The sequence below is a fragment of the Streptomyces paludis genome (assembly GCF_003344965.1).
GTDB lineage: Bacteria > Actinomycetota > Actinomycetes > Streptomycetales > Streptomycetaceae > Streptomyces > Streptomyces paludis.
On record NZ_CP031194.1, the window covers coordinates 4920048 to 4934197 of the forward strand.

7 protein-coding genes are annotated in these 14150 nt (G+C 69.2%); 6 read left to right on the forward strand and 1 reads right to left on the reverse strand.

Annotated features, from left to right (window positions below; all coding sequences use genetic code 11):
* Positions 1-83: 83 nt before the first annotated feature.
* From DVK44_RS21825 to DVK44_RS21850, 5 genes are all read left to right on the forward strand, one after another.
* Entirely contained in the window at positions 84-728 is a 645-nt protein-coding gene (locus DVK44_RS21825) for a hypothetical protein (protein ID WP_114661179.1), read from the forward strand.
* Positions 729-1740: 1012 nt separating this feature from the next.
* Complete coding sequence (locus DVK44_RS37680) at positions 1741-7770, forward strand: DNRLRE domain-containing protein (RefSeq protein ID WP_269439627.1); 6030 nt, start codon at positions 1741-1743, stop codon at positions 7768-7770.
* Between the two features lie 1595 nt (positions 7771-9365).
* Positions 9366-10223: an RNA polymerase sigma factor gene (locus DVK44_RS21840; RefSeq protein WP_114661180.1), complete on the forward strand. Its 858-nt coding sequence runs from the start codon at positions 9366-9368 to the stop codon at positions 10221-10223.
* On the forward strand, positions 10223-11419 hold the full coding sequence (locus DVK44_RS21845; RefSeq protein WP_114661181.1) for a hypothetical protein: 1197 nt from the start codon (positions 10223-10225) through the stop codon (positions 11417-11419). The genes DVK44_RS21840 and DVK44_RS21845 overlap by 1 nt, the downstream gene beginning before the upstream one ends.
* 247 nt (positions 11420-11666) lie before the next feature.
* Positions 11667-12164 (forward strand): GNAT family N-acetyltransferase, encoded by a 498-nt coding sequence (locus tag DVK44_RS21850; RefSeq protein WP_114661182.1) that lies wholly within the window; start codon positions 11667-11669, stop codon positions 12162-12164.
* Between the two features lie 51 nt (positions 12165-12215).
* Here DVK44_RS21850 and DVK44_RS21855 read toward each other — a convergent pair whose 3' ends face one another.
* Positions 12216-13148, reverse strand: coding sequence for a L,D-transpeptidase family protein (locus DVK44_RS21855; RefSeq protein WP_114661183.1), 933 nt, complete (start codon positions 13146-13148; stop codon positions 12216-12218).
* A 224-nt stretch (positions 13149-13372) separates the two neighbouring features.
* Between DVK44_RS21855 and leuE the strand changes: the two genes are divergently transcribed.
* On the forward strand, positions 13373-14050 hold the full coding sequence (leuE, locus tag DVK44_RS21860; protein ID WP_114661184.1) for a leucine efflux protein LeuE: 678 nt from the start codon (positions 13373-13375) through the stop codon (positions 14048-14050).
* Positions 14051-14150: the final 100 nt, after the last annotated feature.

Here is a 14150-nt window from a genome sequence, read left to right on the forward strand (position 1 = left end):
AGTGACGTTTTCCGGTCGTATGGCGCAGTAGAGGTCAGTACTGGTCAGTACTGGCCAGTACGCGTCCGCGACAGGAGACGTGAATGAGCCTGGTGAAGCTGATCGCCCAAGCCGACGAGAGAGCGCTCGCCGCGAGCGGACTGGCCTCCCTCGACCGGTGTCTGCCCCTGCTCGCCGAGGAGAACGATGTCCTCCGGCCACTCTGGGCAGGCGTACAGGGCGGCGAACGGGACTGGCCGGACCGGCTGGCGGAGGCCCGGACCGCCCTCGACGAGGCCATCGAGGCGGAGGCCGCGGCCGGAGCCGGCGCGGAGGTGACCGCCGCCGACGTCACCGCCGAACTCATCCGCAGCCTGCTCGGTTCCGCGCCCGCCCAGTGGGCGGCCGAACCGCTGCGCGCCTGGGCGGACACCTGCTCCGTCGTCGCGCTGGAGATCCACCAGAAGCTGGACGCGGTGGGCGACACGAGCGGCGACCCCGCCGCCGCCGACCGGCTGGCGCGCTGCCGCGAGGACCGTACGGCCGTCCCCGACGCGGTCGACGGCTCGGAGGGCGGCGACGGCGTCGGCCCGCTGGTCGCCGGTGAACTCCGCAGACAGATCCGCATCCTGGAGATCCTCACCGAAACCGAGGGCCCGGCCGGGCTGCGCCAGGCGCTGGACGTCTCCACGGAGGGACAGCGGGTACTGCGCGCGGTGGTCTCACGCCGGGCACGGGCGCGGAGCTGAGAGACCGTTGAGTTCACACGGGGGGTGGGCGCGCGGTCGGGCGCGCGCTCGCGATCGGCCGTGGAAGGGCTGCCTGCCCCAGCCCTGGTCCCAGCCGGACACCTGGTGGGTGCGGTCGAGCGGTTTCTCGAAGCACCAGTGACCATCACGCTTCACGAACCGGTCCTCGTAGTCCGCGTTGAGAATGCACGGCATCGGGGGACTCGCCGTCGTCCTCGGTCGTGCACAGGCAGCAGACGGTCGACGATCCACCCTCCCTCCCCGGTGAACAGGCCGGCGGTGGCGTCGGGCCGGTAGCCGTTGTCACAGTGCTCGGCGTACAGATACGTGAGCTGTTCGGTGGTCCGTACGTTCTCGAGGCGGTCCAGCCGCCGAGCGGGATCGTTCACCTCGGTGGCGGCGGTCGGTGAGCTGTCGCTCATGGCGGCCCCTTGGCCAGCCGCCCGACACTTCCCGTTCCGCCTGTGACAAGTGCCCTGCGAAAACGTGCCGGCTCACCGTTCTGGCGTTCAACGGCATCCTTCGCGTGACGTCGGCCGGCCGACGTCGACGGAGAGGCGTGGCTGCCCTGCGGCATGGCGCCGGCGGCCTGTGTCGCCCCGCCCGCTGCTCTGATCCGCATGGGAAAAACTGCCCAGTCGAGACCAAGTCTCTTTGGGGGCAAGGGACTTGATAAAACTGGTGGGCAGTCGGGCGTTTGGACGCGGGCGGCTTGGGGATCATGAAAACTTGTAAGATCCACCTAAGGATGATCACGTTGCGCAGTGAGTTGCTGTGCAGGTGAGGAGCTCTCGTGTCATATCTCATGCGCAGACCCACGCGGCACAAGGCCGCTGGCTTCCAAAGCCCCTTACAGACGACCCTCTCCATACGACGCATGCGTCCGGTCGCCCTGGCTCTCACGCTGCTGATGTCCGTCGAAGCCGCGGTGCTCGTTGAGTCCTCGGGGCAGGCAGTAGCTCTTTCGCCGGAAGTGGCCAAGAGCGCACGCGCATCAAGCGAGTCCAGGAGCGTGGGCCCCGCCACTGCGGCCAACATCTCAGCCGCCCGGCTCAAGGCCAAGATCCAGAACCGTCGTATCGAGGTCACGGGCGCTCGCACCGAAACCTCTACGACTTACGTAAACCCTGACGGCACTGTCACGGAGCAGGCGTACGCCGGCCCGATCCGTTTCAAGGACGAGCAAGGCACGTGGCAGGACGTCGACGTCTCGCTGAAGCGCGTCGCCGACGGATCGGTCAAGGCCAAGGGCCATCCGCACGGCCTCACTCTCGCGGGCAAGCACACGGCGCCCAAGGGGCTGAAGACCACCGGAGTGAAGACTGCTTCGGAGCCGGCGCCACTGGCGACCGTGGAGGATCGCGCGGGACGGGAGATGGAGCTGGGCTGGTACGGCGCGCTGCCGGCCCCGACGATCGAGGGTGCGGACGATACGGTCGCCCGCTACAAGGACGCCTTGCCGGCGACCGATCTCCTCATCGAGTCCACCCGGACCGGTTACGAGCAGTTTCTGGAGCTGAAGGACCGCTCTGCTGTTGATGCCAACGGCCAGGTCACCTACCGCCTGAAGGCCGCGGGACTGACAGCGAAGGCGCACGGCGACGGGTCGATCACTTTCACCGATGCCAAGGGCAAGAGCGCGGGGGTCCTGCCGTCGCCGGTGATGTGGGATGCCCGTACCGACAGGAACTCCGGGGAGCACACGCACACCGCGAAGGTCGGGGTGAAGGTCGCCCAGGAAGGCGACGCGATCGCGATCACGCTCACCCCGGACGCCGAGTTCCTCGCCGACGAAGCGACCCGGTTTCCGGTGGTTATCGATCCGACCGTCAACATCGGCGCCAGCTTCGACACCTTCGTCCAGCAGGGTTACACCACCGATCAGTCCGCCGCGACCGAGCTGAAGATCGGCAACAACGGCTCCAGCCAGGTGGCCCGTTCCTTCCTGTCCTTCCCGATGAAGAACATCACGGGGAAGCAGATAACAGCCGCCAAGCTGAACCTGTTCGAGTTCCACTCCTGGTCGTGCACGGCCAGAGGATGGGATCTGTACAGCACGGGGGCCGCCTTGACGAGCAGCCGCTGGACGAGCCAGCCCACTTGGGGCACCAAGTACGCCACCAGCACCCAGACCAAGGGCTACTCCAGCGCCTGCAACGACGGCTGGGTGAGCATTGACGCGGCCTCGCTGGTGCAGACGTGGGCCAACAACGGCAACGCCACCAATCACCTGGGCCTGCGTGCCACGGACGAGTCCGACCCGTACGGATGGAAGCGGTTCAACTCGGGCAACGCGGCCTCCAACACGCCGTACCTGTCGGTGACGTACAACTCCATACCGGATGTCCCGACCCTCATATCCCCGGCCGACAAGGCCGCGACGAACGTGACCACGCCGACCCTTGCGGCGAAGGCGCTGGACGGCGACGGCTCGCAGGTCAGGATCGACTACGAGGTCTGGGCCTCCAACGGCGCCGCCGCGCTGCGTTCCGGTTCCAGCGCATACGTGGCCTCCGGTGCGCAGGCGTCATGGAAGCCCGCAGCGCTGCCGGAAGGCGCGTACAAGTGGCGTACGCGTGCCGGGGACGGCAGCGCGAACAGCGCATGGTCGGGATTCCGGGCCCTCACCGTCGACACCACGGCGCCCGCGACGTCGAGGGTGTCCTCCACCGACTTCCCAGCCGGCCAGTGGTCAGGATCGCCTGACGACAACGGTGACTTCACCGGCACGTTCACCTTCACTCCGCCGACCAGCGATGTGAAGGAAGTCCAGTGGAACCTGGACGGCGCTGCCTGGCAGTCGGCGGCCACCACGGGAACAGCCGTCTCCCGCAAGCCCGTCTTCCGTGCGGGCAAGCACGTCCTGACCGTCCGTACCAAGGACGCGGCCGGGAACGTCTCGGCCTCGACGTCCCACACCTTCTACGCTGGTTCCGGCGCGGCTTTGCTCACCCCGGGCAGTGGTGACCGCACGGCCCGCCGAGCTGAGTTGACAGGCCAGGGCAAGGCTGGCGACACAGGGGTGCGCTACCAGTACCGGCGTGGCGAGACGGACGCCTGGAAGGACGTTCCCGCTCAGAACGTGCGCCGCAAGGCCGACGGCTCGGCCCTGACCTCGTGGCCGGCGAAGGTCACGGGCGGCGATGCCGAGGCGCTGATCTGGAATGTCACCGACACCTTGAGCGAGGACGGGCCGGTCGACGTCCGCGCTCTGTTCACCGACGGCACCACCAGCGACGGCTCTCCGGCCGCCACGATCACGGTGGACCGCAACGCTGGCGAGGCACCCAGTTCAGGTGTGGGGCCGGGCAGTGTGAACATGCTCACCGGCGACTTCGGCCTCTCTGCCACGGACGCCTCGGGCTTCGACCTGACCGCCACCCGCTCCTTCTCCTCCCGCCGCCCGGCCAACGGGTCCCAGCAGGAAGGGCAGTCCGCGATCTTCGGCCCGCAATGGACGGCGGGCACTACGGCGGAACTCTCCGAGAGTGACTGGGCCTCGGTGCGCAGGACCTCGGCCACCTCGGTGGCGGTGGTCGATGTGGACGGTGAGGAGACCGGTTTCACCGCGACCACGGGCGGCGGATGGAAGCCGGAGACCGGCGCGGAGGATCTGACGCTGACCGGCTCGCTGACGGGTTCCTTCACGCTGAAGGACACGGAGGGCACCACCTCGGTGTTCACCAAGGTGGACACGGCGGCCACCACGTGGCAGCTGTCGCAGACCTTCCTGCCCACGGAGAACTCGACCACGAGCGTGATCTCGGAGAAGGTCACCGTGGACGGCAAGATCCTGGCCCGCCCCACGTACGTGATCGCACCGACCTCCGCCGCCTCGGCCGCTGTCTGCACGGCCACGCCGTCGACCAGGGGCTGCCGGATCCTGGAGTACCAGTACGCCGCCACGACCACCGCGAGCGGTACCGCGCTCGGTGACGTGGCCGGACAGGTCACGCGGATTCGTCTGTGGAGCACGGCCCCCGGCGCGACCACTTCTACGGCCACGATCGTCTCCCAGTACGCCTACGACGTTCAGGGCCGTCTGCGCGAGCAGTGGGACCCGCGTATCTCCCCGGCACTGAAGACTGCCTACACCTACGACAGCGCCGGCCGCGTGGTCACCCTGACCCCGCCGGGCGAGCTGCCGTGGACATTCGCGTACGGCAGGGCGGGCGTCGGTGCGGTCGCCGGTGACGGCATGCTCCTGTCCGCCTCCCGGCCGACGTTGAAGGCCGGTACCAAGGACGAGCAGGACGGCGGCAGGGCGACCACCTCGGTCGTCTACGACGTACCGCTGTCGGGCACCAAGGCGCCCCACCAGGTCTCGCCCGCCGAGACCGCCAAATGGAGTCAGACGGACGCGCCCACGGACGCCACCGCAGTCTTCCCGGCCGACCAGGTTCCGTCCTCCCACACCGGAGGCGACCTCGGCGTGGCCGACTATGACAAGGCCACCCTCACCTACACCGACGCCTCCGGGCGCGAGGTGAACAGCGGTCTGCCCGGCCGGCATCTGACGGTCAAGCAGTACGACCGTTTCGGCAACGTCGTCTTCGAGCTGAACGCGACCAACCGTGAACTCGCCCTGGGCAGCGAGGACTACCAGGTCAACACCCAGAGTGAACTGGGCATCCTCTCCGAGTCCCCGGCCGAACGCGCTCAGCTGCTCGGCACCGTCTCGGTGTACTCCACCGACGGCAAGCGCAAGCTGGAGGAGTCCGGGCCGCTGCATCTGGTCACGCTCACCCAGGCGCTCAAGGGCGAGGGCGACAGCCCCGACCTGCCGGCCGGGAGCCTGACCGCCGCGCGGGCCCACACGGTCAGCCGCTACGACGAGGGCCGTCCCACCAACGGCACCGCCACGGTGAGCGACCAGGTCACCACCAGCCTGGTGGGCGCCGCGGTCGACGGGTACCCCGCCGACGGGGACGTGCGGACCACCACGACCGCCTACGACTGGGTCAAGGGCCTGCCCACCACCGTGGTCACCGACCCGGGCGGGCTGAAGCTGACCAAGACCACCAGCTACGACACCCAGGGCCGCGTCACCAGGACCACGCTGCCCAAGTCCAACGGCACCGACGCCGGGGCAACGGTCACCCGCTACTGGGCTGCCACCGGCACCGGAACCTGCGAGGGCCGGCCGGAATGGGCCGACCTGGTCTGCTCCACCGGTCCCGCCGGCGTGATCACCGGAGGCGGCTCCAATCCCACCGAACTACCGCTGAAAACCACCGAATACGACCGCTGGGGCAACACCGCAAAGGTCACTGAGACCGCCAACGGCACCACCCGCACCACGGAGAACACCTACGACGCTGCGGGCCGTATGACGCAGACCAGGATGACGGGCGGCGTCGGCACCGCCGTACCGGCGCAGAGCACCACCTACGACGCGGGCAGCGGAGCCGTGGCGACCGTCACCGACGGCACCGCCACCATCCGCCACACCACCGACGTCCTCGGCCGTGCGATCGCCTACGACGACGGCGCCGGCAATGTCACCCGCACCCAGTACGACAACCGCGACCGCCGCATCCGGGTGACCGACTCGGCTCCGTCCACGGTCACCTACGACTACGACAACCCCGCGGGTCTGCCTTCCAGGGTTCACGACTCGGTGATGGGCACCATCGGTGACGTGACCGGCTTCTACGACTCCGACGGCCGCCTGTACAAGCAGAAGCTGCCGTGGAACATGGACGTCGAGTTCAACCTCGACCCCACCGGCACGGAGACCTCCCGCTACTGGCACTGGGAGTCCGGCTGGACCGTCCAGGGCGAGTCGGCCACCGAGTCCATCCACGGCCAGGTCGTCAGCCGCACCACCTACACCGGAGGCGGCGCCTACCAGGAGTACACCTACGACGCCGCTGGCCGCCTCACCAAGGCGGACGACGGCCGATCCGGTGTCACCACCCACCGCGCCTACACCTTCGACAACAACACCAACCGCACCGCGCTGACCACCACCGTCGACGACATCGACGGCGGCGCGCCCACGACGGCCACGGTCAGCTCTACGTACGACAGCGCTGACCGGCTGATCGCCACCGGCACGGTCTACGACGCCTTCGGCCGCACCACCGCGCAGGCCGGTGGCGCCCAGAACGCCTACTACGCCAACGACCTCGCCCGCCAGATCACCGCCAACTCCCAGCGCTCGACCTGGAACCTGGACGCGGCCGGACGTCACGCCTCCTGGACCACCGAGGAGCAGGCGGAGGACAACACCTGGAGCACGTCCGTCACCAAGATCAACCACTACGGTGGCGGCGGCGACAGCCCGGACTGGACCGCAGGGTCCGACGGAACCGTCAGCCGCAGCATCGAAGACCTCTCCGGCAATCTGATCGCCACCACGGGCAAGACCGGTGACGTCGTCCTCCAGATGGCCAACCTGCACGGAGACATCAGCACGCAGCTCCCCCTCGCCGACGACACCACCCCGGTGGTCAACGCCTACGACGAGTACGGCAGCCTCGTCCCCGGCACCGACCCCACCCGCTACGGCTGGCTCGGCGGCAAGCAGCGTTCCACCGAAACCCCCAGCGGCGTCATCCTTATGGGCGTCCGCCTCTACGACCCGTTGCTCGGACGCTTCCTGTCGGTCGATCCCATCCTCGGCGGCAACGCGAACGCCTACGATTACGTCAACGGGGATCCGGTCAACCGCCTGGACCTGGACGGTAAATGGGGAATTTCCAAACGCTGGAAGCGCAGGCTGCTGCGTGGTGCGGTCTACACGGCGGCCGCGATCGGCACGGCGGCTGTCTGCGGCGCCACCGGCGTCGTTGTATGCCTCGCCGGGGCCGCTGCCATCGGTGCGGCCGGCGGCGCGGGGGACTACTGGGCCAAGCGGCGCTTCGGGAACCGTGCCACATTCCGACGCCGTGACTTCTGGGGAAGCGTGGGAACAGGCGCTGCCTTCAATGTAGCCGGTGCGGGCGGCGGTAGAGCGTACAGCGCCGGGGCCAGGTATTGGTCGAAGCTGAGATACAAGCCCCGGCACGCCGTCCCGCGTGGCAGACACCGGCGGTAGACCTTCAAGCTGAAAAGAGAGAAGAACGTGAAGCCATCCGACTTGATCATCATCATCGGCGTGCTGGCCGTTGGCGGGGCACTGGCTCTGCTGCTCGGAGGTGGATTTCCGAGTCAGGCCGTGCTCGCTCTGGCAGCCGCGGGAGGCGGCGCGTATGTAGGCGTCAGAATCAAGAACCGGAGGAATTCGGCGAAGTAGTGCCGAGGCGACCGTCCTGCCTGATCGGCGACGTCGGTTGAAGCGGTAAGGCGGTACGGGAGCCGGTGGCCCCGTACCGCCTCTTCCGGTAGCGGATGGCAGTGCGGCCAGGGAGAGCGACCGTGCTTACCTGGCCGTATGCCAGGTCGCGCCATTGTTCCCGTGCGCCCTTTCTGAGTAAATCTAGAAGGTATTGATTATTGCGGACGAGTGACTGTGCCTTATTTCGAGGCTGTCCGATGCGTATGGACTTGGCTGCCTCGGGCGTGCCTTGCGGACGTGCTGTGAGGAGGCGCGCCGGAGGGTAATTTGCAGGATGCCTGGTGTATTCTTTTCCCGTATACCGAGATCACTGATGCGGCTTTCTTTGGTGTGGGCCAAATCGTAGTGTCAAGAAATAGTCGGGCGATGGATTCAGGTCCCTTGAGCGTGGAATTGTTGGCATGGTCGGGCGGGATTTTAGTTCATTGAGTTCCGGATTTTGATCTCGATTTTTGAAATTTTATTCAGCGAATGCATCGAGGGCCTAATGCTGTCCCATCGTTGCTATTTGCAACCGCTGTGTGGGGGGTAACGTGAAGGATCCTGAATTTGAGGTTGGCGAGAGAGTCAGCCATCGTTCGGAGGTGGGAAACGTGGGTGAGGTTGTGGCTGTCCGTATATCTGGATGGCCGCCGCCCAGGTACTGGATATATGATGTTCAATGGCGTGAAGGTGTGCGGTCGGTCCCGATGCGTGAAGGGCTGTGGCGCGTAAAAAACGGAGATGAGAGCCAGGTGCGCGAGGAATTAAACTGATCCCAAAATTCCGAACAGACGTGTGTCATTGCGGGAAGTTCCGAACTGTGTAAATTCCTTGCGGGGCCGTAAAGGCCGCGTCGGCGGCCAACCGCGGCGGGTCGCTTTCGGTTGATCGGGAAGTCCCGCTCCGAGCGGCCCCACCGCCCCGACTCGCCCCGGTACCTCACCGCCACCAGCGCGGGCGACGGGGTCAGAACTCGGTTGTCCGGGCAATGGGTTCGAACGCCTCCGTGGCCGCCCGGTCAGGCTGGGGCCACGTAGCCCGTGATCCGCGCATTACCTGGTCAGGGCAGGGAAAAGGGAGGACGACCGGGGTCGCCACCCCCCACAGGAGAGACCCCGGTCGCCTTCCGCCGGAGCCGCGTGACGGCCCCGTACTCAACACAGCGCCGTCGCCGCGTTTTCTGTCACACCCCGGGGCGCGGGAGATGGTCACGGGAGGTGGTGAGGGTTGTGGGAGGGGTCACGGAGGATGTTGCAGAGTGCACAAGACATGGACGCGGACCCGGTAAAGCCGTAGCGTTCAGGGAGCGCGCGGGGGGCGCGCGGCGGTGACGGGCCGCGATTTCAGGACAGCTTGGCAGGCGGGTAGTGGGAGTGCTGGGGGATGACGCGGAGCTGACCGCCGCGGTGCTCGCGGCACAGGACGGTGACGAGAACGCGTTCCGGACTGTGTACCGCACGGTGCACCCGCGGCTGTTGGGCTATCTACGGACACTCGTCGGTGAGCCGGACGCCGAGGACGTGGCCTCCGAGGCATGGCTCCAGATCGCCCGCGACCTCGACCGCTTCACCGGCGACGCCGACCGGTTCCGCGGCTGGACCGCCCGGATCGCCCGTAACCGTGCGCTCGATCACATCCGTATGCGCGGCCGGCGCCCGGCCATCGGCGCCGACGAGACGGAGCTGGCCGGGAAGGCCGCCGAGTCGGACACCGCCGGCGAGGCCATGGAGGCGCTCGACACCGGCCGGACGATGGCGCTGATCGCACGGCTCCCGCAGGACCAGGCCGAGGCCGTGGTGCTGCGGGTGGTGGTCGGCCTCGACGCGAAGACCGCCGCCCAGACGCTGGGCAAACGGCCGGGCGCGGTACGGACGGCCGCGCACCGCGGACTGAAGCGGCTGGCCGAGCTGCTCGCCGCGGGCGACGAGGAACCCGACGGGGCGGGTGCCGCTCCGGGTGCCGCTCCGGGAGGGGGGCCGTCGGGTTCGTCGCGGGGTTCGTCGGCCGGACCGGGCGCCGGATCAGGCACCTTTCCACGTACGGGTCCTGGTGCCGGTACGGCCGCCGGTCCGCGGGACGGAACTGGCGTGGCCCGCGCGTCCGTTGGACCGGAAGTGCCCCGCGCGTCCGCCGTACCGGGGGGCGTCCCTCCGCAGCGGTCCGGCCGGTCGGTATCCTCTGCCTCCGCAGGTGTGACGCATTCGCGCCTGCGGACGCAGAGGGACATGTGATGGCCGATGAGGGTGACCCGTGGCTCAGCGAGGACGAGGCGGAGAAATTCCTGCGGGGGGAGCCCGTAGAGGGTCTTGACGACGATGTCAGGGCCCGGCTGAATCTGCTCGACGACGCCTTGCGGGACATGACCGTCGTCACGTACGCAAACGGTACGGAACTCCCCGGTGAGGCCGGCGCGCTCGCCGCCTTCCGGCAGGCGCGCGCCACCGGGGCCCGGCCGTCATCGATGGCCTCGGACGAACTGCCCGGTACGGTACGGATCGCCCGCGCCCCCCGCGGCCGGCGCCCCTCCGGCACCGGTGGACGTGTGCGCCGGGGGCTGGTCGCGGCGGTGGCCGGGTGCGCGCTCAGCGGTATGGCGGTCGCGGCGGCTGCGGGTGTCCTGCCGGACATGTTCGACAGCGGACCCATGGGCGGCCCGGCCGACTCCGTCTCCGCCGCGGCCACTTCGGGCCCGGACCGGTCGAGTACGCGCGGCACCGAGGGCGGCGACCCGGCCGGCACCCCGAGCGCGCCCGGCGCGTCCCCTCGCGTGGAAGAGCCCTCGCCCGTCTCCTCGTCCCTCACCGGCGGACGCGGAGTGGCCGACCCCCGAACCACCGGCACCGGTTCCGGCCACGACGGCGACGGCCGGGCCGACCGGGGCGAGGAGGGCGGCGCCGACCGTACGGACCTCGCCATCGGCCCCGACGGCAAGCACCGCGGCCGGCCCGGTCCTGACGCGGACGCCGAGAGCTGGAAGTGGTACGAGCGTACGGCCGCCGCGTGCCGCGACTACGCGAGCGGCGAGATCGACGACAAGCGCCGGAGGGCGCTGGAGGCGGCGGCCGACGGCCCCGAGGGCGTCGAGCGGTTCTGCGCCGACCTGTTGAGCGACGGCGGTACGCCACCGAGCCAGGGCGGCAAGCGGGGCGGCGACCGGAACGGTCCCGGCTACGGCGACGGCGACGGCACGGGCGGCGGCTCGGGTGGCGGTACGGGCGGCGGCTCGGGTGGCGGCTCGGGTGGCGACGACGAGGCCGGCCCCCCGGAGGGCGCGCCCGGCCTGGCCCCGCCCCGGCCGCCCAGCCCGGCACCGTCCATCGAACGGACGGCGTACCCGGTCCTGCCGGACGATCCGCAGCAGCACGTCATGCCCGCCGATGTGCCTTCCGATGTGCCTTCCGCCTCGCCGTCGTCCGTGGAGTCCTGACAGACCCGCCGATGTCATGGGTGTGAGGGCGGGTGTGACGTTTCTTCGAGGGTTGGCGCAGTACAGAGTGAGCCGACTGGTCATCGGCCGCGCGAGAGCCGGGGTTCCCCCCGTACCTTCGGCTCAGCGCACCCGGCGCGGGCGGGACACGTTCCCCCGGTCCCGCCCGCGCCCTTCTCCGTCTCCGTAACTCTTCGGCCGCCAATCGTGTGGCAGGCGGACAGCCGGTTTCCGTACAGTCCACGCCATGCCACAGCTCCAGCCACAGCCCCAGCCGCAGCTGCTCCGTCCGGACCACGCCCCCGCTCTCCTCGCCTTCGAGCGGGCGAACCGGGCCTACTTCGCGGCGTCCATTCCCGACCGGGGAGAGGACTACTTCGCCCGGTTCGACGAGCGCCACCGCGAGCTGCTGGCCGAGCAGGCGACCGGGGCCTGTTTCTTCCATGTTCTGGTCGACGCCGCGGGCGAGGTGCTGGGGCGGGTCAACCTGGTGGATGTGGCTGACGGCAGTGCCGAGTTGGGATACCGGATCGCGGAGCGGGCCGCGGGCCGGGGGCTGGCCACCTCGGCCGTGCGGGAGGTGTGCGCCCTCGCCGCCGGCACATACGGGCTGACCTCCCTGCGGGCCGCCACGACTCTCGACAACGCGGCGTCGCGAGCGGTGCTGGCCCGTGCGGGATTCACCGTCACCGGCGAGACGCGGCTCTCGGGCCACCCGGGCCTGAGGTATCTCAAGTCCGTCTGAGGACAGGTCCGTTGAGGATCTTCCGCCCGAGGGCCGCCGAAGTCGTCGCCGCTACCAGTAGATGACGACCTTGTCGCCGACGTCGACCTGATCGAACAGCGCGGCGATCTTCTGCTCGTCCCGGACGTTGACGCAGCCGTGCGAAGCGCCCGCGTATCCGCGTGCCGCGAAGTCCGAGGAGTAGTGCACGGCCTGTCCGCCGCTGAAGAACATGGCGTACGGCATGGGTGAGTCGTACAGCGTCGAGACATGGTCCCGGGACTTCCAGCCGACCGAGAACAGGCCCTCGCGGGTCGGGGTGTACTCCGAGCCGAAGCGCACGTCCATCGCGGAGACCACCGTGCCGTTGACCATCCACGCGAGGGTGCTGCTCTTCTTGCTGATGCACATCACCCGCCCCTTCAGACACCGGGGATCGGGGGCGGCGACCGGCTTCGCGGTCGGCGGACGCAGTTCGTCGGGGGTCGGCTGTTTCGTCATGCCGAGGAGGCGCTGCCAGGTGACGGTGTCGGTCGCGCCGGTACGGGGGAGCCCGCGCTTGGCCTGGAAGGACGAGACGGCGGTGGCGGTGACCGTGCCGTAGAAGCCGGTGGGCGCGCGGTCGAAGTAGCCGATCTGGCGCAACCGGGCCTGGAGTTCGCGTACTTGACCGTTCTCCGCGCCGCTCGCCAGCAGTACGGCGGGCTGGGGCGCGGGCGGCGCGGTGCTCGCGCTCGGCGCGCTCGCCGGAGCGGCCGGTGGCGGGGCCGAGGTCCGGGGCGGCGTCGGTGCGGGGGACGAGGTCGACGGTGACGCGGTGAGCGGTGTGGCCGTGGGTACGTCGGGCGGCGGACCGATGCTCACCCCCAGCGGGCTGCCGCCGCCGGGCTTGGCGTCCGCTCCCGTACCGCCGGCGCCCGGCTGGACCGTACAGCCGACGCTCATCGCCACTGTCAGTACGGCCGTGGCGGTGAGTGCTCCGCGCAGGGCGGGTGTCCTGAGCATGTTGTCCCCCGTCTCTCTTCTCTTTCTTCTTCTCTGCCCTCTTTTTGAAGTCCCGCCGCATTCTCGCGGGCCGTCGCGGGTGACAGGTGCGGTTTCGGGCAAGCGGTGCGCAGATCGTGACCCGTGGTGCCGCGCGGGCTGCCGCGCGGGCCGTCGTGACGGCGGTCGTCCGGCCGGTGGACGCGCCGTGCGGCCGGGGAGGGGCGTATGCCACACTCCGGCGCATGCTGGGTGTAACCGATCTGCCGACATATCTGGTCGGCCTCACACTGATCATTCTGCTGCCGGGGCCGAACTCGCTCTATGTGCTCTCGGTCGCGGCCCGCCGCGGCATACGCGCCGGTTACGGCGCCGCCGCGGGCGTCTGGTGCGGCGATACGGTCCTGATGGCGCTGTCGGCGGCGGGCGTCGCCTCGCTCCTCCAGGGCAACGCGCTGCTCTTCGGCATCGTCAAGTACGCGGGCGCGGGTTATCTGACCTGGCTGGCGATCGGGATGCTGCGCGCGGCGTGGTCGCTGTGGCGGGAGCGGAACGTACAGGAGCGGACTGCGGACGCCACGGCAGACGTCGCGGCGGACGTCACGGCGGATGCTCCGGCCGTCGAGCGTCCGTACCGCCGGGCCCTGGTGATCAGCCTGTTCAACCCGAAGGCGATCCTGTTCTTCATCTCGTTCTTCGTCCAGTTCGTGGACCCCCACTACGCGTACCCCGCGCTGTCCTTCATCCTGCTGGGCCTCGTCGCCAACCTCGCCAGCGCCCTCTACCTCTCCGCCCTCATCTTCGGCGGCACCCGCCTCGCCGCCGCCTTCCGCCGCCGCAAGCGGCTCTCGGCGGGGATGACGACGGCGGCGGGCGCGCTGTTCCTGGGCTTCGCGGCCAAGCTGTCGCTGAGCAGCGTCTGACGCGGCTCGGCATCCGATCGGCATCCGATGGACAGGCGCAATTACGGACGTAGTGTTTTCTGTGGTGATATGCGGTGCCCGTCGTGGAGTGCGTGAAATA

What these genes read in the sequence shown, in the direction of transcription:
- DVK44_RS21825 (WP_114661179.1), top strand. Translation starts at nt 84, where the DNA reads ATGAGCCTGGTGAAGCTGATCGCCCAAGCCGACGAGAGAGCGCTCGCC.
- DVK44_RS21845 (WP_114661181.1), top strand. Translation starts at nt 10,223, where the DNA reads ATGGCCGATGAGGGTGACCCGTGGCTCAGCGAGGACGAGGCGGAGAAA.
- DVK44_RS21850 (WP_114661182.1), top strand. Translation starts at nt 11,667, where the DNA reads ATGCCACAGCTCCAGCCACAGCCCCAGCCGCAGCTGCTCCGTCCGGAC.
- DVK44_RS21855 (WP_114661183.1), bottom strand. Translation starts at nt 13,148, where the DNA reads ATGCTCAGGACACCCGCCCTGCGCGGAGCACTCACCGCCACGGCCGTA.
- leuE (WP_114661184.1), top strand. Translation starts at nt 13,373, where the DNA reads ATGCTGGGTGTAACCGATCTGCCGACATATCTGGTCGGCCTCACACTG.